Annotated in this window: 21 protein-coding genes, 1 other RNA gene and 1 pseudogene; 10 read left to right on the forward strand and 13 right to left on the reverse strand. The window is 66.1% G+C overall.

The genetic code is table 11. The annotated features are described in order from the left end of the window. Positions 1-300 (reverse strand): annotated as a pseudogene (locus BMW66_RS16040) (IS481 family transposase); the annotation flags it as partial. Positions 301-480: 180 nt separating this feature from the next. Between BMW66_RS16040 and BMW66_RS20405 the strand changes: the two are divergent. Further along, the gene (locus tag BMW66_RS20405; RefSeq protein ID WP_175483278.1) at positions 481-1,233 is read left to right on the forward strand and encodes a glycosyltransferase family 2 protein; all 753 of its coding nucleotides are present in this window, start codon (positions 481-483) and stop codon (positions 1,231-1,233) included. On the opposite strand, the gene cueR is transcribed toward BMW66_RS20405, so the two are convergent. The 7 genes from cueR to BMW66_RS16080 form a co-directional block, all read right to left on the reverse strand. Further along, a complete protein-coding gene (gene cueR, locus BMW66_RS16050) occupies positions 1,215-1,616 on the reverse strand; it encodes a Cu(I)-responsive transcriptional regulator (protein ID WP_093119964.1) in 402 nt (133 codons plus the stop codon). The genes BMW66_RS20405 and cueR overlap by 19 nt on opposite strands. Positions 1,617-1,630: 14 nt before the next feature. Beyond that, positions 1,631-4,135 (reverse strand): heavy metal translocating P-type ATPase, encoded by a 2,505-nt coding sequence (locus BMW66_RS16055; protein WP_093119966.1) that lies wholly within the window; start codon positions 4,133-4,135, stop codon positions 1,631-1,633. 108 nt (positions 4,136-4,243) lie between these two features. Further along, complete coding sequence (locus BMW66_RS16060) at positions 4,244-4,732, reverse strand: DUF2165 family protein (RefSeq protein WP_093119967.1); 489 nt, start codon at positions 4,730-4,732, stop codon at positions 4,244-4,246. Further along, a complete protein-coding gene (locus BMW66_RS16065; protein ID WP_093119968.1) occupies positions 4,729-5,538 on the reverse strand; it encodes a creatininase family protein in 810 nt (269 codons plus the stop codon). Before BMW66_RS16065 ends, BMW66_RS16060 begins: the two co-directional genes overlap by 4 nt. Before the next feature lie 22 nt (positions 5,539-5,560). Then, entirely contained in the window at positions 5,561-6,451 is an 891-nt protein-coding gene (locus BMW66_RS16070; RefSeq protein WP_093119969.1) for a TauD/TfdA dioxygenase family protein, read from the reverse strand. Between the two features lie 573 nt (positions 6,452-7,024). Further along, complete coding sequence (gene parE / locus BMW66_RS16075; RefSeq protein ID WP_093119970.1) at positions 7,025-8,983, reverse strand: DNA topoisomerase IV subunit B; 1,959 nt, start codon at positions 8,981-8,983, stop codon at positions 7,025-7,027. Between the two features lie 98 nt (positions 8,984-9,081). Then, positions 9,082-9,687, reverse strand: a complete 606-nt coding sequence (locus BMW66_RS16080) for a 2-hydroxychromene-2-carboxylate isomerase (protein WP_093119971.1) — start codon at positions 9,685-9,687, stop codon at positions 9,082-9,084. 158 nt (positions 9,688-9,845) lie between these two features. Here BMW66_RS16080 and BMW66_RS16085 point away from each other — a divergent pair, with 158 nt between their 5' ends. The 3 genes from BMW66_RS16085 to BMW66_RS16095 are packed head-to-tail and all read left to right on the forward strand — an operon-like array spanning position 9,846 to position 12,809. Further along, positions 9,846-10,493, forward strand: coding sequence for a DUF1007 family protein (locus tag BMW66_RS16085; RefSeq protein ID WP_093119972.1), 648 nt, complete (start codon positions 9,846-9,848; stop codon positions 10,491-10,493). Then, positions 10,481-11,386, forward strand: a complete 906-nt coding sequence (locus BMW66_RS16090; RefSeq protein WP_093119973.1) for a nickel/cobalt transporter — start codon at positions 10,481-10,483, stop codon at positions 11,384-11,386. Before BMW66_RS16085 ends, BMW66_RS16090 begins: the two co-directional genes overlap by 13 nt. A gap of 49 nt (positions 11,387-11,435) precedes the next feature. Next, positions 11,436-12,809, forward strand: coding sequence for an MATE family efflux transporter (locus tag BMW66_RS16095; protein ID WP_093119975.1), 1,374 nt, complete (start codon positions 11,436-11,438; stop codon positions 12,807-12,809). A 118-nt stretch (positions 12,810-12,927) separates the two neighbouring features. Here the strand turns inward: BMW66_RS16095 and BMW66_RS16100 are convergent, their stop codons facing one another. After that, positions 12,928-13,335 (reverse strand): hypothetical protein, encoded by a 408-nt coding sequence (locus BMW66_RS16100; protein ID WP_093119976.1) that lies wholly within the window; start codon positions 13,333-13,335, stop codon positions 12,928-12,930. Positions 13,336-13,344: 9 nt separating this feature from the next. Beyond that, a complete protein-coding gene (locus BMW66_RS16105; RefSeq protein WP_093119977.1) occupies positions 13,345-14,547 on the reverse strand; it encodes a pyridoxal phosphate-dependent aminotransferase in 1,203 nt (400 codons plus the stop codon). Positions 14,548-14,631: 84 nt separating this feature from the next. Between BMW66_RS16105 and BMW66_RS16110 the strand changes: the two genes are divergently transcribed. From BMW66_RS16110 to BMW66_RS16120, 3 genes are all read left to right on the forward strand, one after another. Beyond that, positions 14,632-15,054 (forward strand): helix-turn-helix domain-containing protein, encoded by a 423-nt coding sequence (locus BMW66_RS16110; RefSeq protein ID WP_093119978.1) that lies wholly within the window; start codon positions 14,632-14,634, stop codon positions 15,052-15,054. Continuing rightward, a complete protein-coding gene (locus BMW66_RS16115; protein ID WP_093119979.1) occupies positions 15,051-15,314 on the forward strand; it encodes a succinate dehydrogenase assembly factor 2 in 264 nt (87 codons plus the stop codon). Before BMW66_RS16110 ends, BMW66_RS16115 begins: the two co-directional genes overlap by 4 nt. Positions 15,315-15,400: 86 nt before the next feature. After that, positions 15,401-15,898, forward strand: coding sequence for a MarR family winged helix-turn-helix transcriptional regulator (locus tag BMW66_RS16120; RefSeq protein WP_093120019.1), 498 nt, complete (start codon positions 15,401-15,403; stop codon positions 15,896-15,898). Between the two features lie 215 nt (positions 15,899-16,113). Here the strand turns inward: BMW66_RS16120 and ffs are convergent. Beyond that, positions 16,114-16,210, reverse strand: an RNA gene (ffs, locus tag BMW66_RS16125) — signal recognition particle sRNA small type. Next, entirely contained in the window at positions 16,209-18,170 is a 1,962-nt protein-coding gene (locus BMW66_RS16130) for a bifunctional 2',3'-cyclic-nucleotide 2'-phosphodiesterase/3'-nucleotidase (RefSeq protein ID WP_245729516.1), read from the reverse strand. The genes ffs and BMW66_RS16130 overlap by 2 nt, the downstream gene beginning before the upstream one ends. Positions 18,171-18,409: 239 nt before the next feature. Here BMW66_RS16130 and nudC point away from each other — a divergent pair, with 239 nt between their 5' ends. Beyond that, positions 18,410-19,378 carry an NAD(+) diphosphatase gene (gene nudC / locus BMW66_RS16135; protein ID WP_093119981.1) on the forward strand — a complete coding sequence of 323 codons (969 nt, stop codon included), beginning with the start codon at positions 18,410-18,412 and terminating at the stop codon, positions 19,376-19,378. Positions 19,379-19,423: 45 nt separating this feature from the next. Next, positions 19,424-19,891: an SRPBCC family protein gene (locus BMW66_RS16140; RefSeq protein WP_093119983.1), complete on the forward strand. Its 468-nt coding sequence runs from the start codon at positions 19,424-19,426 to the stop codon at positions 19,889-19,891. Positions 19,892-20,316: 425 nt separating this feature from the next. On the opposite strand, the gene BMW66_RS16145 is transcribed toward BMW66_RS16140, so the two are convergent. Continuing rightward, positions 20,317-21,153, reverse strand: a complete 837-nt coding sequence (locus BMW66_RS16145) for a prephenate dehydratase (protein WP_093119984.1) — start codon at positions 21,151-21,153, stop codon at positions 20,317-20,319. Positions 21,154-21,289: 136 nt separating this feature from the next. On the opposite strand from BMW66_RS16145, the gene BMW66_RS16150 reads away from it, so the two are divergent. After that, positions 21,290-21,814 carry a c-type cytochrome gene (locus tag BMW66_RS16150; RefSeq protein ID WP_093119985.1) on the forward strand — a complete coding sequence of 175 codons (525 nt, stop codon included), beginning with the start codon at positions 21,290-21,292 and terminating at the stop codon, positions 21,812-21,814. Positions 21,815-21,910: the final 96 nt, after the last annotated feature.

Below are 21,910 nucleotides of genomic sequence, written 5' to 3' on the forward strand. Positions count from 1 at the left end.
AGACCGCGTGAGATGCGGGATCGTCGGTTGTAGAGCGTAAAGACAGTCGTCCAGCGGCAGCAATGTGTGCCGCCGGAACGCGACGATCATTGCCTCCTCTTCCTCGCTGAGAACGGTTGAACGCGTGGCTCTCGGGCCGGTCTTCTGATCCTCCACCGTCGCACGCTTGCGCCACTTCGCAACGGTCTTGGGGTTGATGCCCAGCTCCTTGCTCAGCTGCGCGAGCGAAGCTTGCGATCGCTGTATTGCAGCTCTGACAGCGTGCGTGGTCGTGGCGCTCCCGTGACGAACTTGTCCCATAATGCTTCCTTCCATTCCCGAGAAAGGATCGCACCATCAAACCATGGGATCAAACACCTAGTGTTCGTACTACAAGACAGCCGGAGAAGATTGTTCATGCGCTTTGTAATCACGTTGACGAGCATCCCATCGCGCTTCGATCTGCTTGCTTCGACCCTTCACCGACTATTGCGTCAGAAAGTGAAGGCGGATCGTATCATCGTCTACATACCGTATACCTATGATCGCTTTCCCGATTGGGACGGGCAATTGCCCGAGGTGCCGGAGGGCGTCGAAATTCGCCGGGTGGAAGAGGATTTCGGCCCGGCGACCAAGCTTCTTCCGGCCCTGCGGGAGTTTGCCGGTACACAGACCGAGATTCTCTATTGTGACGACGACATGGACTATCGTCCGAATTGGACATCAGTGTTTCAAAAGACCCGCAAGAAGCGGCCTGATGACTGTATCGCCATATCCGGCGTTCCACTGGGCATCTTTACCAAAAGCGACGGACCCAGAGAGCATCAACCGCGAACCGTGCGAAGCTGGCGGGTGACAGACGTCGAGTTTCATCTGCGGACACTTTTTTCCGGAGTACGGTCACGCCTGACCGGCGTTCCGACGCGGCTGATCGGGCGGCGGGTCTATCTGCGCTCGGGATATGCCGATGTCTTCGAGGGATTTGGCGGGGTCTTGGTGCGCCCGGAATTTTTTCACAAGGATGTTTTCGAGATTCCCGAGAAGATCCGCCCTGTGGATGACATCTGGCTGTCGGGGATGGCGGCCGCGAACGGATATGGAGTCTGGGCTCCCGCACGGGTGCTGGAGCCGTCACCAGGACCGGCCTGGAAGCGCGACGCGCTGCATGAAGCTGAATTCGACGGCATGAAGCGCAATGCCGCGAACCTTTACGCAATTGAGTATTTGCGGAAGCACTATGGCATCTGGCCCTGATCGCCGCTCAGCCCCTTCAGAATCGGGCAATCGGGGCGGTGATCGCCGGCGCAGGCGGCGATCAGGTCGGTGAGCGTGTCGCGCATGGCGTTGAGATCGGCGATCTTGGCCTCGATCCGGGCCAGATGCTCGCGGGCGATGGCCTTGACGTCGGCACTGGCGCGGCTGTCGTCCTCGTAGAGCGCCAGAAGGGTACGGCAATCCTCTATCGTGAAGCCGAGCGCGCGGGCGCGGCCCAGAAACACCAGCTTGTGCAGATCGCTGTCGCGGAATGCGCGGTATCCGTTGGGATCGCGCCGGGGGGCGACGAGGCCGATCTCCTCGTAGTAGCGGATGGTCTTGGGCGGCAGGCCGGAGCGGGTGGCGACATCACCGATATTCATGGGCGTTCCTCTTGCTATTCGGCCGGGGCGGGCTGCGCGGCGGTCGCCTTGCGGACGGCGGCGGGGCCGGGATCGCCCTTCAGGGCCGGGCGCAGCCTGCGCAGGCGCAGCGCGTTGGCCAGCACGAAGACAGACGACAGTGCCATCGCGCCCGCCGCCAGCATCGGCGACAGCAGCGGCCCGCCGAACGGGTAGAGCGCGCCCGCCGCCACCGGGATCAGCAGCGTGTTGTAGCCAAAGGCCCAGAGCAGGTTCTGTCGGATGTTGCGCATGGTGTGACGCGAGATGCTGAAGGCGTTGACCACGCCGCGCAGGTCGCCGGAGATCAGCACAACGTCGGCGGCCTCGATCGCGACATCGGTGCCGCTTCCGATGGCGATGCCGATATCCGCCTGTGCCAGCGCGGGCGCGTCGTTGATGCCGTCGCCCACAAAGGCGATCTTGCCATGTTCGCTTTGCAGATCCTTGAGACGCGCCACCTTGTCGGCGGGCAGAAGCCCCGCCTCCACCCGGTCGATGCCGAGCTGCCGGGCGATGGCCCGCGCCGTTTCCGGCGTGTCTCCGGTGAGCATGGCCACGCTCAGCCCCATGTCGTGCAGGGCGCGAATCGCCTCGGGCGTGCCGTCCTTGATCGGATCGGCGACCGCGAGAATCGCCGCCGGCTGTCCGTCGATGGCGACGAACAGCGGGGTCTTGCCCTCGGAGGCAAGCGCACCGGCGTCGGCGGAGAAATCTTCCGGCGCGACCGCGTTGTCGCGCATCAGGGCGGCGTTCCCGATCAGAAGGGTGCGGCCCTCCACCCGCGCGGTGAGGCCCTTGCCGGGGATCGCGTCGAACGCCTCGGCGCGCGGCAGATCGAGGCCGCGCCGTTCGGCCTCTGACGCGATAGCGCGGGCGATGGGATGCTCGGAGCCCGCCTCGGCCCCCGCCACAAGGCGCAGAATCGTTGCTTCCTGCGACTTGTCGCAGGGCAGAAGATCGGTCAGCGCGGGACGCCCTTCGGTCAGTGTGCCGGTCTTGTCGAGTGCGACAAGTCGTGCCTCCTGAAGCGTTTGCAGCGCGTCGCCCTTGTGGAACAACACGCCCAGTTCCGCCGCGCGCCCGGTGCCGACCATGATCGAGGTCGGCGTGGCCAGACCCATCGCGCAGGGGCAGGCGATGATCAGCACCGCGACCCCGGCGACAAGCGCCAGCGGCAGCGCGGGCGCAGGCCCGAAGATCAGCCACGCGCCGACCGTCAGGACAGCGGCGGCGATCACGGCCGGCACGAACCAGGCGGTAATGCGGTCCACCACCCCCTGCACGGGCAGTTTCGCGCCCTGTGCCTGTTCCACCAGCTTGATGATCTGCGAGAGCACCGTGTCGGCGCCCACGCGCGTGGCGCGCATTGTCAGGCTCCCGGTGCCGTTGACCGTGCCGCCGACAAGCTCCGCGCCGTCGGTCTTTTCCACCGGCACCGGCTCTCCGGAAATCATGCTTTCGTCGACATAGGAGCGGCCGGACAGCACTGTGCCATCCACGGCGACCTTTTCGCCGGGCCTGATCTGCAGGGTGTCGCCAACTTCAACCTCGGATATGGGCAGCTCCTGCATCTCGCCGCCGCGTTCGACCCGGGCCGTGCGCGGACGCAGCCCGACAAGCCGGGCGATTGCGGCGCCGGTGCGCCCTTTGGCGCGGGCCTCCAGCCAGCGGCCGAGCAGGATCAGCACGACGATCACCGCCGCCGCCTCGAAGTAGACATGCGCCGTGCCTTCGGGCAGAAGCCCGGGCGCGAAGGTCGAGACTGTCGAAAAGCCATAGGCGGCAGAGGTGCCAAGCGCCACCAGCGCGTTCATGTCGGGCTGCCCCTTGAACAGAGACGGGAAGCCGCGAAGATAGAACATGCGCCCCGGCCCGGCCAATACCAGCGTCGTCAGCACGAATTGCAGAAGGCGGCTCGTCTCGTGCCCGAGGGTCGCCATGACCCATTCATGCATTCCGGGGATGAGGTGGCTGCCCATCTCGATCACGAAGACCGGAAGCGCCAGAAGCGCGGCCAGCATCGTCTTGCGTGCCAGAGCGGTGGTTTCGGCGGCCTTGCGATCGGCCACTGTGTCCGGCGCTTCGGCCGGGCTGGCGCGGTAGCCCGCGTTGGTGGAGGCGGCGGCGATCTCCTCGGGCGTGACCGCGCCGGAGAGATAGCGCACATGCGCGCTTTCGCCCGCGAAATTCACCTCTGCCGCGATCACGCCGGGCAGCGCGCCGAGCGCCTTTTCCACCCGCGCCACGCAGGAGGCGCAGCTCATTCCCTCGATCTGGAGGGTGATGTCGTCGCTCTGCGCGGGATAGCCCGCGCCGTCGAGCGCATCGGCGAGCGCACTGACAGGGAGCGTACTGTCATGCGTCACCTGCGCGGTGCCGGAGGCGAGGTTGACCGACACATCCGCCACCCCGTCAAGGCGGGTCAGGGCCTTTTCCACCCGTCCCACGCAGGAGGCGCAGTTCATGCCCGTAATGGCGAGTGTGGTGGTCTTTCTCATGGCGTGTTCCATTTCTGAGGAGTCGCAGGTGTGGCCTTGACCCTCAGATAGGGGTTCCAGTTGCGGGAAGGTCAAGGGGGCGCCGCCTTTTTTCCAGCGTCGCCGGCGTCAGAGCAGCAGCAGGATCGTCACGCCCGTGCCCCAGAGGGCCAGCAACAGATGCGTCGCCAGCGCATTGAAATGGCAGTACCAGTAGCAGAAGTAGTTCCCTCCGGCGAGGAAGGCCGCCCACGTCAGCGTGAAGGCCAGCGTGCCCAGAAGCGCCACGACGCGCGCTGTTTGTGCGTCCGTGACGGCGCAAAGCGTCAGCACAAGCAGCACCGTGCCCGCCAGCAGAAGCAGCGCGGCAAGGGTTTCCCACGCGACCAGCAGAAAAAACAGCGCCCGGATCGTGCGGGGGTTGTCGATCCGGCGGTGTTTCATAAGGGCGTATTCCTCTGGAAATTCGACCCGCATGGCCTCAAGCCCCACCACGGTCGCCATGGCGGATTCGTTCAGCGAGGGATGGCGCCAGTTGTCCAGAACGGCGGTGATCATCCACAGCGCCAGCGCGCCGGTCAGCGTCGTTTGCGCCAGTGTCAGGGCCAGATCGGTCATGCGGTGCCGCCGTCCTGGGGGCGTTTCGCGAGGTCGCGCATCAGGGCGTTGAACCCTTCGGCGACGGCGGCGATGTCGCGGCGCCCGGCCTCGGCGGTGGCGGCGGCGGCGTTGCCGACCGCGCCATCGGGATTGAGGTCGCGCGCCATCCAGGCGATGTTCGCCGCCGCGCCGTGGTAGCCGATTTTTCGCGCCTTTTCAGACAGTTCCGTATGCGCGCTGGGGAAATCACGCGCCTTGCCCATGTCCACCAGATCGGGCCGCAGCGCCAGCATGAGGGAGGTTTCCGCCAGCCCGGCGTGGATGTCGATCATCGGGCCATCGCCATAATCGTAGATCTCCTGCCAGCGGCCAAGGCGGCCCCAACTTGTGGTGAGCACGCGCATTCCGTGGCGAGCGCGCAACTCGCGGGCGGTAATCTCCATTGCCGGAAGGTTACCGCCGTGGCTCGTGACCATCACGAGGGTGCGGGGACCGGCGCGCAGGACGCTTTCGCCGATGGCGATCCATGAGGCGATCACCTCCTTCCATCCGAGGGACAATGTGCCGGGAAAATCGTTGTGTTCCGTGGACTTGCACACCTGCTGCACCGGCAGGAAGGTGACCGGCAGATCGTCGTCGAGCACCTGTTCCGCGGCCTCTGCCATCCCTTCGGCGATGATCGCGTCGACGCCGACGGGCAGGTGCGGGCCGTGCTGCTCGATCGCGGCGAGGGGCAGCACCGCGATCCAGTCGCGGGCCCGCTCCGGGCCGAAGGCATGGCTTGGCATGTCGCGCCAGCGGCGTTTGGGCAGGGAGGCGGTCATGGCGTAACCCTTTGTCTCATTGTTATTTTCCGGCACGGGCGCGCATCTCGGAAAGCCCATCGGCATCGGTCATGGACGAACATATGCTGGTGAGCCGTCGCGGCTGATCATAGGGCCAGGGTGTGCCGCGATGCAAAACCGCGCGTTGGTCCCAGAGCATCACATCACCCACATCCCATTGATGGGAATAGACATATTCCGGCGCGGTGCACTCGGCGATCAGCGCATCGACCAGCGCCATGCCGGCCGCGTCGTCCATGCCGACAACCCCCCGCACATGCGAGGCGACATAGACCGATTCCCGCCCGTTGACGGGGTTGCGCAGCACGGCGGGCCAGACCTGTTCGGGCCATTTGTGGAACATGGGAAGGTCTGCCAGTTCCGGGGAAATGCGCCGGCGCGATTGCGAATAATGGTGGCGAAACAGCAGATTACGCAGGCGTTCCCGGCGGGCCTCGGGCATGTCCGCAAAGGCTGCGCGGGTGCATGCCAGCTCTGTCGCGCCGCCTTCGGTGGTGACGGTTTTCGCGGTCAGGATATTGCACAGCGCGGGCACCGGCATGAAGGTGGAATCGGAATGCCAGAGCATGTTCGATTGCAGGTTGAGCGTGTGAAGATCCATCTCCGTGGTCAGGGTTCCGTCGCCGGTGACATTGGAAACCTCTGGAATTTCAAAGGCTTCTCCCGGTTTCCGCTCATCGGCCTTGCGGTCTTCGATGGGCCCGAACAGCCCGGCGAGCCGCAAGTGCGCGTCGGGCGTGAGGGACTGGCGGCGGAACAGAAGGGCGGAATGGTTCTCGAACAGGGCGCGAAGTTGTGGGAAGAGATGGTCGGCGGTGACGGTGTTGAGGTCCAGCCCAGACACCTCCACGCCGAAGGCCGGGGTCAGGGGCCGGGTTTCCAGATCGGACATTTGTCGTTCCTTTCCAAGACGTTGACCGGGCGGGAGGACGCCGCGATCCGGGTGGATCTGCCCGCCGCGCGGGCCGGAAAGGGAGGGGGATACACTCCGGCCGCCCACGCCGCAGGCGCATGTGCCGGCCCTGAAATCTGTGCCAGAGATAGTTCAGGTTTAGGCAAGCCGGGGCCGCGAGGCAATATCAAACCTTAACGCGGCGCACGGCGGCGGCGCGGCCGGCGGGGCCGAATCGGGGCTAAGGTGCTGGTTAACGGCGAAAAAGCCCATGCTGTAAAACGTCGGTATTACGTCGGTATCGCGTCGGTGGCGGGGTCTGTGAACGGCCCCGTTAACAGGGCGGTCTTCAGGCCGCGTTTACATTTATGAAGATCGGGTTGACGGTCGCCGGACGGATCGGGCGGCGGATGAAGGGTCGGGTTGCACCGTTTGTGGAGGACAAGGCCCGACACGGGGAGCCACATTTCGGGCGGCGGGGCGCGGCCGACCGGGTGGGCGCGAACGCGCCCGCCGTGGGGCGGGCGGACGCGTTCCGTCGCTGGCGCGACGGGAGGTGCTTCGCCGCCGCCCCTACACGTCCAGTTCCGACACGAAGCGGGCATTCTCCTGGATATATTCGAACCGCTTTTCCGGCTTCTTGCCCATGAGCCGCTCGACAAGATCCCGGGTCTCATTGGGTTCGTCGTCGTCTATCGTCACGCGGATGAGCTTGCGGGTGGCCGGGTCCATCGTGGTTTCCTTCAGATCCTTGGCGTCCATCTCGCCCAGACCCTTGAAGCGGCTGAACTCGATCTTGCCTTTGCCGCCCAGACCCTTTTCCAGCCACATGTCGCGTTCCGCCTCGTCGATGCAATAGACCCGTTTGGCCCCCTGCGTCAGCCGGTAAAGCGGCGGGCAGGCCAGATACAAATGCCCCGAGTCGATCAGCGGGCGCATCTGGGTGAAGAAGAAGGTCATCAGCAGCGCCGCGATATGCGCGCCGTCCACGTCGGCGTCGGTCATGATGATGATCCGGTCATAGCGCAGATCGTCGATGTTGAACCTTGGGCCCAGCCCGACGCCGAGCGCCTGCGTCAGATCGCTGATCTCCTGATTGGAGCCCAGTTTCGAGGAGGCCGCGCCCAGCACGTTGAGGATCTTGCCGCGCAGGGGCAGAAGCGCCTGTGTCTTGCGGTCGCGGCCCATCTTGGCCGAGCCGCCGGCCGAGTCGCCCTCCACGATGAAAAGCTCCGTGCCGTCGCGCACGTTGGAGGAACAGTCCACCAGCTTGCCGGGCAGGCGCAGTTTCTTCGTGGCGGTCTTGCGCTGGGTCTCTTTCTCCTGCCGGCGGCGCAGGCGTTCCTCGGCGCGCAGGATCAGGAAATCAAGGATGGCACCGGCCGATTTGGTGTCGGCGGCCAGCCAGTTGTCGAAATGGTCGCGCACCGCGCCCTCGACCAGTTTCGCGGCCTCGGCGGTGGCGAGACGGTCCTTGGTCTGGCCGACGAATTCCGGCTCGCGGATGAAGCAGGACACCAGCGCGCAGCCGCCCGTCATCAGATCCTCGCGGGTGATGTCGCGGGCCTTGCGGTTGCCCGCCAGTTCGCCATACGCCTTGACCCCCTTGAGGATCGCGGCCCAGAAGCCGGCCACATGGGTGCCGCCCTCGGGCGTGGGCACGGTGTTGCAGTACGATTGCAGAAAGCCGTCGCGCGCGGGGGTCCAGTTGATCGCCCATTCCACCTTGCCCGGTGTGCCGAAGCGTTCCTGAAATTCCACCGTGCCGGAGAAGGGGCGGTCGGCATAGGTGGAGGCCCCGCCCAGCGTCTCGCGCAGGTAATCGGAGAGGCCGCCGGGAAAGTGGAAGGTCGCCTCCGTCGGGGTCTCGCCGTCGTCGATGGCCGATTTCCAGCGGATTTCCACGCCGGAGAAGAGATACGCCTTGGAGCGGATGGATTTGAACAGCCGCGCGGGTTTGAACTGGTGGGCGCCGAAAATCTCGGCGTCGGGGTGGAAGGTGAAGGTGGTGCCGCGCCGGTTGGGGGCGGCGCCGATCACCTCGATCGGCCCCTGCGGCACCCCGCGCGAGAATCGCTGCTCGTAAAGCTGGCGGTCGCGGGCGACCTGCACCACCAGCCTATCGGACAGCGCGTTGACCACCGAGGCGCCGACACCGTGCAGCCCGCCGCTGGTCTGATAGGATTTGCCCGAAAACTTGCCGCCCGAATGCAGCGTGCAAAGGATCACCTCGAGCGCGGATTTGCCGGGGAACTTGGGGTGCGGGTCCACCGGGATGCCGCGCCCGTTGTCCTTGATCGTGATGGAACAATCCTCGTGAAGCTCCACCTCTATCCGGTTGGCGTGGCCGGCGACGGCCTCGTCCATGGAGTTGTCGAGCACCTCGGCCACGAGGTGATGCAGCGCCCGGTCGTCGGTGCCGCCGATATACATGCCGGGCCGTTTGCGGACAGGCTCCAGCCCTTCGAGCACCTCGATGGAGGCGGCGTCGTAGCTGTCCGGCGCGGCGGGGGTCAGAAGGTCGTTGGCCATGTGGTCTGCTCAATCTTGCTCTTGGTTTTGGGCATTATGACAGGGCCGGCGGTGCGGGGGAAGTGGTTGCGGGCGGTCTTGCGGCGTGGGTGGTGCGCTCAGCCCTTGCGCAAGGCGCCGTGGCGGTGCCAGTCGAGCGCATCCTCCAGCCGGTCGTCGCCCCAGAAAAGCTCCTCTCCCACGGCGAAGGTGGGCGCGCCGAAGATGCCGCGCGCGCGGGCCTCGTCGGTGGCGGCGCGGTACGCCTCTTCGGTCTCAGCGCTTTCGGCCTTTTTCAGCACGCGGGCCGGGTTCTGCCCGGCGGCGGTCAGGCTCGCGGTCAGGTTCGGTTCGGCCCCGGCCGGGTGGCCCTTTTCGAACCAGGTGCGATAGGTGGCCTGCGCGTAGTCGGCGCACCAGCCTTCGTCGGCGGCGACGATGGCGACACGGTTGGCCAGATCGAAGCCTTCGAGCGGGTAGGGCGCGGGCAGATGGGCATGCAGCCCCAGCCGTTCGGCGCGGCGCGCGATGTCGCGCCACATGTAGGCGGCCTTGGCCGGTTTGGTGGCGAAGGGGATGTTGTCCATCTCGCGCATGATCTCGCGCACCGAGAAGGGGCGCCAGTCGAACGCGATGCCGGTTTGCCGTTCGATGGCGGGCAGGCGGGAGATGGTCAGGTAGCTGTAGGTGCTGCCGACCGAGAACCAGACTTCGATGGCGGGCATGGCGCGCTTCCCTTTCTTGCCGGGCGTCCCCGGTTCAGAATGCGCCAGAACGGGCGGCGAATCAACTCTGGCGGGGAATGGCCGGCACCGGGGCGCGCGCCTTGCGCGGCACAGGCGAAGGCGCTAGCACTTCGGCACGGTATCGGGAGCACAGGGCCATGCGGCATTGCAGTGTCATCGCGCTGGTGGCGGCGCTTCTCGCCTGGGCCGGGCCGGGGTTGACGCACCCCCATGCCTTTGTCGATGTGGGGCTGCGATTCGAGACGGGCGAGGATGGCCGGATCGCGGCGGTCGAGGTGACATGGGCCTATGACGATTTCTTCTCCTTGCTGATCCTGGAGGACATGGCGCTCGATGGCGATGGCGACGGTGCGCTGACGGAGGCGGAGCGGGCGCGGCTGGAGGGGTTCGATCTGGACAACTGGCCCGAGGATTATGCCGGCGATCTCCACCTTGAGAAGGCGGGCGCGCCGGTGGCGCTTGGCCCGCCACGGGCGGATGGGGTGCGGCTTGCCGAAGGGCGGATCGTGTCGCGGCACCGGCGGGCGCTGGAAACGCCGGTGGCGGCGGCCGATCTGGTGATCCGCGCCTATGATCCGACCTATTTCATCGCCTACACGCTCAAGCCCCATGCCATCGAGTTGCCCGGCGCCTGCCTGCCGGAGGTGGAGCCGGCCGACCGGGAGGCCGCGCAGGAACGGTTGCGCGACGCGGTTGAGCAGGAGGAGGTGACGGAGCAAAGCTACGAGATGTTGCAGGTGGGCGCGTGGTATGCCGATACGGTGCGAGTGACATGCGGGGGCTGAGCATGGCGGCGGCGGCGGTGCTTCTGGCGCTGACGGTCTGGCTCTGGGCGTTCGGCGGCGCGCAGGAGGTGGCGCGCTGGGCGGTTGAGGGTCAACGCGAGGCGCAGGGGGCGCTGGCACGGGCCCTGCGGGCGCTGCGCGCCGGAGAGCCGGGGGCGCTGGCGACGCTTTGGGGGATGTGTTTCGCCTATGGCGTGTTTCATGCCGCCGGGCCGGGGCATGGCAAGATCCTGCTGGGCGGTTATGGCGTGGCGCGGCAGGTGGCGGCCGTGCGTCTGGCGGGGCTGGCGCTGGCGGCGTCACTGGCGCAGGCGGGCACGGCGGTGGCGCTGGTGGCGGCGGGCTGGCTCTTGCTGGGCTGGTCGCGGACGCGGCTGACCGACACGGCCGAGACGGTGCTGGCGCCGCTGAGCCATGCGGCGATCGCCGCCATCGGACTTTGGCTGATCTTTCGCGGGGCACGGCGGCTCTGGCTCAGGACGCGGCGGACCGGCGGGCTGCCATCATCGCATGATCACGAAGCGGAGGGGACGTGCGCAAGCTGCGGGCACCGGCACGGGCCGACCGCGCAGGAGGCGGCGCGGGTGCGGGGGCTGCGCGACGCGGTGATGCTCATTGCGGCGGTGGCGGTGCGGCCCTGTTCGGGCGCGCTGCTGCTGCTGGTGCTGACATGGGGGATGGGGCTATACTGGCAGGGCGTGGGCGGCGCGGTGGCCATGGGGCTTGGCACGGCGGTCATCACCACGGGGGCGGCACTGGCCGGGGCGCTGTTCCGGCGCGGCGCGCTGGCCTCGGGCGGGGGGATGTCGCTCTGGCTGGCCGGGGCGCTGGAACTCGTGGCGGGGGCGGTGATCGTGGCGATCTCGGGGCAGCTTCTGGGGATCCCTCTCTGAGGCGCCGGGCGGGCTTGCCAAGGCGGCAAGGCCCCCCTAATCGTTCCGGATGAACCGGCTTCAGATGTCATATCCCGATCATGCCCGCGCCATCTGGCGGCTGGGGCTGCCGCTTGTGGGCGGGCATCTGGCGCAATTCGCCGTCGGGCTGACCGATACGGTGATGCTGGGCTGGTATTCGGTGGAGGCGCTGGCGGCTGTCGTTCTGGGCAGCGGGTTCTTCTTCGTGTTGTTCATCTTCGGATCGGGGTTCGCCATCGCGGTGATGCCGATGGTCGCCTCGGCCGATGCGGCGGGCGATGAGGTGGGTCTGCGCCGGGTGACGCGGATGGGGCTGTGGCTATCCGTCGGGTTCGCCTTTCTGGCGCTGCCGCTGTTCTGGTTCTCCGGGGCGCTCCTGCTCGGGCTGGGGCAGACCCCGGCGCTGGCGGAGGTGGCGCAGGGGTATTTGCGCATTGCGTGGCTTGGTCTTCTGCCCGCGCTTCTGGTGATGGTGCTCAAATCCTATCTCGCCGCGCTGGAGCGCACGCGGGTGGTGTTCTGGGTGACTGTGATCGGGGCGGTGGCCAACGGGCTGGCCAACTACGCGCTCATTTTCGGGAACTGGGGCGCGCCCGAGCTTGGCGTGACCGGGGCGGCCATCGCGTCGATCGTGGTGCATGCGGTCTCGATGGCGGGGGTGGTGCTCTATGCGGTTCTGGTGCTTCCGGAGCATGAGATCTTCCGCCGCCTGTGGCGCCCCGACTGGGTCGAGCTGGGCCGGGTGTTCCGGCTTGGTGTGCCGATCGGGATCACCAACCTTGCCGAGGTGGGGCTTTTCGCGGCCTCGTCGATCATGGTGGGCTGGCTGGGGGCGGTGCCGCTGGCGGCGCATGGAATCGCGCTCAATCTCGCATCTGTGGCCTTCATGGTGCACCTGGGGCTAAGCAACGCGGCCACGGTGCGGGCGGGCAACGCGATCGGGCGCCGGGACGCGGAGCATATGGCGCGCGGGGCGCGGGCGATCATGGCGATGTCGCTTCTGGTGGCGCTGGCGACGGTGGCGGTTTTCGTGGCCGTGCCGGAGGTTTTGGTCGGGCTGTTCATCGCCCCCGATGAGCCGGCGCGGGCCGCGATCCTGGCCACGGGGGCGGCGTTCATGATCGTGGCGGCGCTGTTTCAGGTGGTCGATGGCGCGCAGGTCATGGCTCTGGGGCTGCTGCGCGGGGCGCTCGATACCCGCGTGCCGATGGTGATCGCGGCGATCAGCTATTGGGGGCTGGGGGTGCCGAGCAGCTATGTGCTTGGCTTCGTCTTCGGTCTTGAAGGGGTCGGTGTGTGGCTTGGCATGGTCGTGGGGCTGAGCTTTGCCGGTGTGCTGCTGATGTGGCGGTTCTGGGGACCGACGCTGCGCTCGCTTCGGGCGCGGTTCGGCGCGCACTGAGACGTGGGCGCGGCGTTTCCCAAAAGAGTGCGCTGTCGCGCACGCAGGGGACGCTTTGACCTGCCGTGCGGCCGGTCAAAGCCGGTGGGCGCCTGCCGCGCGGGCCGGTCCCCGCCGATCAGTCGCGGGTGCGGGTCAGGCGTTCGGCCTTCTTGCGCACCAGCACCGAGCGCAGGTCGTGCATCGCCAGCAGCAACTCGTCGGTGATCTCTTCGAGCTGGTCGTCGGTGGCGGTGGATTGCGCCCAGTGGGCGGTGAGGTTGAGGTGATCGACGGCGCGGTGGATGTCGTCCATCGCCCGCGCCTCCAGCACCTGCTGGCGGTCGGCCATCCAGGCGCGGATCGCATCGAGATCGGCCTCTGTCAGGGTACGCTCGCCATGTGGCTTGATCTCGCCGTTTCGGATCTTGACCACCGCGATCTGATCCATGTCGATCCGGCGTTGTCGGTTTTCGGTGTCCACGCGGTAGACCATCGCGCCGTTCTCGCGCACGCGGAAGTAATACTCTGGCAGATCGGTGCTCATGTCGTGCCCCTAGCTCAGCGACGCGCAGAAATCTCGGATGCGGGTGCAGGCCGTTTCCAGCGCGGCGTCGGAGGTAGCGTAGCTGACGCGGAAATTGGGGGAAAGCCCGAAGGCGGCGCCGAAGACCACGGCGACCTGTGCCTCTTCGAGAAGGGCGGTGGCGAAACTCTCGTCGTCTGTGAGGGTTGTGCCGCGCGGGGTGGTCTTGCCGATCAGCCCGGAAATGGAGGGGTAGACATAGAAGGCCCCTTCCGGCGTGGGGCAGGTGATGCCGGGTATGGCGTTGAGCGCGGCGACCACCAGATCGCGGCGGCGTTTGAACACCGCGTTGTTGGCGGCGATGTACTCCTGCGGGCCCTCCAGCGCCTCCAGCGCCGCCCACTGGCTGATGGTGCAGGGGCTGGAGGTGCTTTGCGACTGGATCTTGCGCATGGCGGCGATGAGATCCTCGGGGCCGGCGGCATAGCCGATGCGCCAGCCGGTCATGGCATGGGCCTTGGAGACGCCGTTGCAGGTCAGCGTGCGGTCATACAGGCGCGGCTCCACCTGCGCGGGGGTGCAGAACGCGAACCCGTCGTAGGCGAGGTGCTCATACATGTCGTCGGTCATGATCCGGACGTGGGGGTGGCTCAGGAGCACATCGGTCAGCGCCCCGAGTTCCGCGCGCGAATAGCCCGCGCCGGTGGGATTGGAGGGGGAGTTGAAGATGAACCACTTGGTGCGCGGGGTGATCGCGGCCTCCAGCGTCTCGGGCGTGAGGCGGAAGCGGTCCTCCAGCGTGGTGGGCACGATCACCGGCTCACCGCCCGCGAGCAGCACCATGTCGGGATAGCTGACCCAGTAAGGGGCGGGGATCACCACCTCGTCACCGGGGTTGAGCGTGGCCATCAGCGCGTTGAACAGGATCTGCTTGCCCCCGGTGCCGACGGAGACCTGCGCGGGCCTGTAGTGCAGGGCGTTGTCGCGTTCGAACTTGGCGCAGATCGCCGATTTCAGCTCCGCGATGCCGTCGACGGCGGTGTATTTCGTCTTGCCCGCGGCGATGGCCGCCACGGCGGCATCCTTGATGTTCTGCGGCGTGTCGAAATCCGGCTCTCCGGCGCCGAGGCCGATCACGTCATGGCCGGCGGCCTTCATCTCGGCCGCTTTGGCCGTCACGGCGATGGTGGGCGAGGGTTTTACACGCGAAAGTGTCGCGGACAGGAAAGACATGCGGGACCCTCGTTTGTATTCACTGACGCCATGTCATAGGATGCGCGAGAAAGCCGTTCAAGCGCGAATGGAAAGGGATCACGAATGACGACCACCGAGACGAGCGACGCCGTTCAGCAAACCGACTGGTACGGGCCCGATGTGGCCACCTTCGGGGATCGGCTCGTGGCGGCGCGCGATGCCGCGGGGATGACGCAATCGCAGTTTTCGCGCCGGCTGGGCGTGAAGAAATCCACCGTCGTGGCGTGGGAAGAGGATCTCAGCGAGCCGCGCGCCAACAAGTTGCAGATGATGGCGGGCCTTCTGAGCGTTTCGATCGGCTGGCTTCTGACCGGGCAGGGCGAAGGGGTCGAGGCGCTCGACGAAGGGGGCGATCCGGATTTGCAGGCCGTGCTCAACGAGGTGCGCGACATCAAGGCCAAGCTGAAGCAATCCGAGGATCAGATGGCACGGCTTGAAAAGCGTCTGCGCAAGATGCTTCTGGCGCAGCAGCTGCCCGCCGCATGAGCGAGACACGAGAGCACCGTCTCAAGCGGCTCAGGATGCGCTCCATGCGGCGCGGCATCAAGGAGATGGACATCATCCTGTCGCGGTTTGCCGGGGCGCGGCTGGATGCGATGAACAATGAGGCGCTCGATCTTTACGAGGCGCTTCTGGGCGAATCCGACCACGATCTGTACCAATGGGTGAGCGGGCAGGCATCGCCGCCCCAACCCTATGAGGCGCTGATCGGGCAGATCGCCGCGCAGATATCGCGCGCTCAATAGGATGAATTTTACCGGTTGACGGTTCGTTTAACCGATTGTTCGCCATTTTCCCGCAGTTTCCGGTGCAAGACAGCACGGAGACGAAAATGAGCATTCATTCCCAGGTGGGCGTTGCGCAGGATCAGGGATTCATGGCGGGCTATCTCGAGACGCTGGCGTTGGTCGAGCGCCTGCATCGCCTGCTGCTGGATGTGATCAAGGATGAGTTCGAGCGGGTCGGTGTTCTGGAGATCAACGCGGTGCAGGCGCTCTTGCTGTTCAACATCGGCGACAACGAGGTGACGGCGGGGGAATTGAAGACCCGTGGCTACTATCAGGGCAGCAACGTGAGCTACAACCTCAAGAAGCTGGTGGAAACGGGGTATATGCACCACCAGAGATGCGAGATCGACAGGCGATCCGTGCGGGTGCGGCTGACCGGGCGGGGCCGGGAAATCCGCGACGTGGTGGCGGGCCTGTTCGAACGGCACGCCGAGGGCTTGCAATCGCATGGCGTTCTGGGGGCCGACGGGATCGACGGGATCACGATGACGCTGCGCCGGGTCGAACGCTACTGGACCGACCAGATCCGCTATATCTACTAGGCACCGCCCGCACGGTATCATCGGAGCGGTTCGCAATCGCCTCTCGCAACCGCTGTGTCGGCAAACGGGCATGACTGCGTTGGCCGCGATTGACCCAAGCCTTCGATCCGGCCATCCGCACCGATGCCCCCGGCAGCCCGGAGCTACACCAACGGTTAATCGACCTTGTTTGCAAAGGGTCCGGTTTGCATTCGGCAGGAATATGGGGTGGGGAGGGTGAGAGGCTGGACAACGACCCAAGCGGGACTCGTTACGGCTGCTTCCTTCCGGATCTGACCGGGTTGGCGAGGCGCTTGCCCGCGCCAACCTCTCACCCGGCGATATAGTCGGGTGCAGCCGGGGATGCAAGACCGTGCGGGCGCCCGTTCCGGTCAAGATGCAGGCGAAACCGAACGAACCCCCCGGGTGCGGGGCCGACCTCTTCCAGTGGAAGATGAGGAAGATGGATGCGCCGCTCCCGCGCGATCGGGCCGGTATCGAACAGCACACTTGCGCCCGGCACGGGGCGCAGAGACCAGCCCCCGGGTGCCCCGGCCCAGGTGCTCTCGCCCTTCGCCACCTGGTCGCAGAGCAGATCGCGGATGCGGGCGCGATCACTGAGGATGACATGGCGCCCCCCGGCATGCGGGAAACGCCCCCCGCCCGCGGCGCGAAAGCTGTTGGTGGCCAGGATGAAGATCGCGTCCGGGGCGACCGGGCGACCCTCATGGCGCAGGTTCACCACACGGCGCGCGCCGGGATCGCGCAGGCGGCCGTCCCGCTCGTACCGTGGCGGCGCGGTCACGTCGATTTCGTAGCAAACGCCGTGGATCACGTCGAAATTGTAGCTTGGAAACGCGGGATCGTGCAGCATCTGGTCCGGGCGATCAGGGTAAATCTGGCGAAAGAGCCCGGCCGACATTTCAAGCCAGTCAGCCAGTTCGGCGCCGGTCAGGCGCAGCGCGCTGACCTCGTTGGGAAAATGCTGCATGTCCGCAATGTGCCGCAAGGCGATTTCGCCCGAGGGCACATCGGTGAAATTCTCCGGCCCGCCGCGGCCACCGCATTTCATCGGGGCCGCGGCGGAGAGGATGGGCAGGTCGGCAAGGGGGCTGCCGGCGAGCATCGCCTCGACGTGGCGGCGTTGTGCCTCTGCGATGAGATGGAGGGCGGCATCGTCCGCCACCAGCGAGAAGTAGCTGTGAACCGGGCGCGGCATCGTGCCCACGGGGCGCCGGATGTCGGCAAGCACCGCGCCATGCGTTGCCGCGACCTCTGCGCAGAGGGTCGGGTCTTCCGGGGTTGAGGCCCGGCTGTCGGTTTCGTGGACCGGAAGGGCGTCGGCGCGCGCCTTGCGTATCTGCCAGCCCCGGTCCGGATCATGCGCGAGCAGCAGGTCGATGCGGGCCAGATGCGAACCGCCAAAGCCGGGCATGACCATGGGCACCCCGTGGATCAACCCCGTCGCCGGGTCGATAACATCGCGTTTCGGCCAGTGCGGCCCGGGAAACACGTCGTGCAGGTGGCCCGCGATCACCGCATCGACACCGTCAATCGCGGCAAGCGGCACGGCGGCGTTTTCCATGTCCGCCGCCGGGGTTTCCGGCCCGATCCCGGAATGACACAGCGCGATCACAAGATCGGCGCCCCTGTCGCGCAGTGCGCTCACGGCGTCGCGGGCGGCGGCGAGGATATCGCGGGCCTGAACCTGCCCGCCGAGGATTGCGGCATCCCAATCAAGCACCTGAGGCGGAAGCACGCCGAAGACGCCGATGCGGATATCGTGCATCTTCCCGTCCAGGCCGCAAAGGCGGCGGCGCAGCAACGCGTGTGGCCGCAGGCCCGAAAGCCCACTGCGACCCGGCAGCGGACGTATATTGGCGCAGAGCATCGGAAAGGGGGCGTTTGCGATGAACGCGTCCAGAAGATCGAGGCCGTGGTTGAACTCGTGATTGCCAAGCGCCACCGCGTCATAGCCGAGCACCCGCATCGCCCGCAGCACGGGATGAGGCGCGTGGTCTTCCTGCCTCGCGGCCAGATCCGTGAGCGGTGTGCCCTGAAGAAAATCGCCATTGTCGAAAAGAAGGCTGTTGCGACACCCCGTCCGTTCGCGCCGGATAAGCGTGGCGACGCGGCTCAGCCCCACGGAGAGACTTGGCCGATCGTGGAAATAGTCATACCCCAGCAGGTGCCCGTGGATATCGCTCGTCGCGAGCACCCTCAGATGGACATGAGAAGGATCGGTGGTCGCGTCCTTGAAGGGATGAAGTGTCAATGTCTTACCGCGTTTCACTCAAGACAGTTTCAGGTTGCCGGTGCGGACCGGGGGACAGGACGGGCGCCAGAGGATCATACCGGGCGTGGTTTGCTTGTGCGATGGTAAGCAGATTCTACCTAAAGGCGACAATCCCTTGTGACGTGTTTTCTGGCATTTTCAATGATGTGTGGTTTTCGCGACAGCGATGCGCTCGCGTTGCCTCGCTGCGCCCGGCGTGGCATGAGAGGCGTGCTATCGGGCGAAGGGAGAGGGTGATGCGCCATGCCGAAACGGTCACATTCGGCGGCTCGGCGTTTGACCGGGCCGCGGACCTGCGCGCGGATGCCGAAACGCTGGCGCGGCTGGCGCAGGCACCGCAGACGCGCACGGTGCTGTTGTGGCGCGGCAAACCGCTGGTGACAGGAGCGGGGCGCGATGCGCTGCTGCGGGTGCCGATGGACCATCCGGTGCCCGCGACAGCCCGGCAGGCGCCGATCCTGCTGGGCCGGGAAGAGGGGCGGTTGATCTTTGCCCATGACATCTCTGACTGGGAGCCGGAGGGCGTGGACCTGTCGGGGGTGGGAGGCTTCACTGATCCGTCCGAGCAGATCCATCCCGACCTGCCGAAGGGTGCGGTTTTCTGCGAGTTGCGCCGCATCATGGCGGGGCTGAGCCCGCGCGATGCGGAGCTTGCGGGCACAGCGAAGGCCGTGCTGGGCTGGCATGTGTCGCACAGGTTCTGCGCCGTCTGCGGGCGCGAGAGCGCGGCGGTCATGGCAGGCTGGCAGCGCGTGTGCCGGAGTTGCGGTGCGCATCATTTTCCGCGCACGGACCCGGTTGTCATCATGCTGATCTTACACGGGAATTCGGTTCTGATGGGGCGCAGCCACGGCTGGCCCGAGGGGATGTATTCGCTGCTTGCGGGATTTGTCGAGCCGGGCGAGACGCTGGAGGCGGCGGTGCGGCGCGAGGTGGCCGAGGAGGCGCGCATCGCGGTCGGCACCGTGGCGTATCTCGCCAGCCAGCCGTGGGGGTTTCCGTCCTCGTTGATGATCGGATGCAGGGGGGTGGCGCAGAGCGCCGAAATCGTGGTCGATCCGGTGGAACTGGACGATGCGCGTTGGATCAGCCGGGAGGAGATGATGGCCGCCTTCGCGGGCCAGAACCCGGACCTCAAGCCCGCGCGCAAGGGGTCGATCGCGCAGTTCATCCTGCGCAACTGGCTTGCGGACCGGCTTGATTGAGGCGAGAGTGAAGCCAGCGGAACGAGGTTAGGTAAGGCAGGTGTCATGAATATCACCGCGCGGGAAGATATCGAGGCCCCGATTGAGCATGTCTTTGAAATGCTTTCAGATTTCACTCAACACGAACGTGCCGCGTTGCGCCGCGGGGCAGAGGTGGACCGGCTGGACAGCCTGACAGAGCCGGGGCCGGGGATGGCGTGGGACATGCGGTTTCGCATGCGCGGCAAGAACCGGCAGGTGCGGCTGGAGCTGGTGCGGTACGATCCGCCATTCGAGATGGCCTTCGCGGCACATTCCCCCAATATCGAAGCGGATTTGGTACTCGATCTCGTGGCCCTGTCGAAGGCGCGGACACGGCTGAATCTCGCGCTGGATCTCAAGCCCAGGACGTTGTCGGCGCGTCTTTTCATCCAGTCGATGAAACTGGCGCGCGGCTCTGTCTCCAAACGGCTTGAAAAGGGGCTCGCGGCGCAGGCGCGGGAATGGGAGGACCGCTATGCGCGCCCGGCGTGAGAGAATCAGCCCAACCCCTTGTTAACGCTGAAAAACCCATGTCGGTAAAACGTCGGTATTTTGTCGGTATCGCGTCGGTCTCATTTTCCGAAATCGCGCCGTAAACGGGGCGCTCTTTATGGCTTGTCGATCTGTATTGAGATCGGGTTAACCGAAGCTGGCGTGTGGGGGTTCGGGCCGTTGGCGGCCATTTCTCCCAAGCCGCGCATTGCCGTGCCGGGGGGCGGCCCGGCGATGCGCGGCGGCCTTCGGCCTTGATCCCGCGCGGGAGTAAAAAAGTGACTGTCCGCTCCGTCCGCATAGCGGCCGCAGGACTCTCGCCTCGGCGACTTGCGGAGATCTTGCGAAGAAATCTTCGGGAGCCTTTCGTCGTCGCGGCCCTTTGACCGAACCTGTTCAGCTTGAAGCCCGGTCCGGTCTCCGGCTCACATGTGGCGCGGCTTGGCGGCGGGGTAGACTCCGAGCACCTTCACGTCGGTGGTGAAATACTCCAGCTCGTCCATCGCGCGGCGCACCGCCGGATCGTCGGGGTGGCCCTCGATGTCGGCGTAGAACTGCGTCGCGGTGAAGGAGCCGCCGACCATGTAGCTTTCCAGCTTGGTCATGTTCACACCGTTGGTGGCAAATCCCCCCATCGCCTTGTAGAGCGCGGCGGGAATGTTGCGCACGCGAAACACGAAGCTGGTCATCGTGCCGTGATCGCCGCGCCGTGTGTAATCGGGATCGCGCGACATGATGAGAAAGCGCGTGGTGTTGTTGCCCTCGTCCTCGATATGGCGGGCGAGAATGTCGAGCCCGTAGATTTCCGCCGCCAGATCCCCGGCCAGCGCCGCCAGTTCCGGATCGCCCAGTTCGGCCACATGCTTGGCCGATCCGGCGGTGTCGGCCCCGGTGACGCGGTGGATGTCGTGGCGGGCGAGAAAATCGCGGCACTGGCCGAGCAGGACCGCGTGGCTCATCGCGCGGCGCACGCGGCCGAGCGGCGTTCCCGGCACGGCCAGAAGGTTGATGTGCACACGCACGAACGCCTCGTCCACGATATGCAGGCCGGACAGCGGCAGCAGGTTGTGATTGTCCGGCACGCGCCCGAAGGTGGTGTTTTCCACCGGGAGCATGGCGAGATCGGCGCGCCCCGAGCGCACCGCCTCGATCACGTCCTCGAAGGTGCGGCAGGGCAGGGCCTCCATCTCGGGGCGGGCGTCGCGGCAGGCCTGATGAGAATAGGCGCCGGGTTCCCCCTGAAAGGCGATGCGATTTGTCATGGCGGCGGTTTCCGTTGTTTCCTGTCTTTTCAGCGAATTGGTCAAACTCGGGCGTTTCGTCGCGGTAACTATAACTTGCACTCGCCAAGAGGAAGCGGATAGAACCGCCCGAAAGGCCACGAGACGGAAACGTAGCATGTTTGACACGATGACTTTCACCAAGATCCTGGGCGCGTTTTGCGGCGCGCTTCTGGTTTTCCTGCTGGGCAAGTGGGCGGCGGAGACGCTTTATCATACCGGCGGCGGCCATGGCGACGAGCAGCAGGCCTATGTCATCGAGGTCGATGACGCGGGCGATGGTGACGATGCGGCGGAGGCCGAGGACGAACCGACGTTCGAGGAACTTCTTGCGTCGGCCGATCCGGACAAGGGCCAGCGTGTCTATAACAAGTGCCGGGCCTGCCACAAGATCGAGGATGGCGAGAACGCCACCGGGCCGCATCTCTATGGCGTTGTGGGCCGCGATGTGGGGTCGGTCGACGGGTTCAACTATTCCGGCAGCCTCGTTGCGGTGGCCGATGTGTGGACGCCCGAGAATCTGAGCGCATTTCTGGAAAATCCCAGCGGGTTCGCACCGGGCACGCGGATGTCGTTTGCCGGGCTGCGCAGCGCCGAGGATCGTGCCGACGTGATCGCCTATCTTGAGGGTATTGGCGGCTGATCGGCGGGCGCATGGATTTGCAGGGCCGTTGCCGGAAGGCGGCGGCCCTTTTTCATGTGCGGGGGCAGGGGTGCACACGGGCAATTTATCCCGGCG

This window comes from Salinihabitans flavidus (assembly GCF_900110425.1).
Taxonomy (GTDB): domain Bacteria; phylum Pseudomonadota; class Alphaproteobacteria; order Rhodobacterales; family Rhodobacteraceae; genus Salinihabitans; species Salinihabitans flavidus.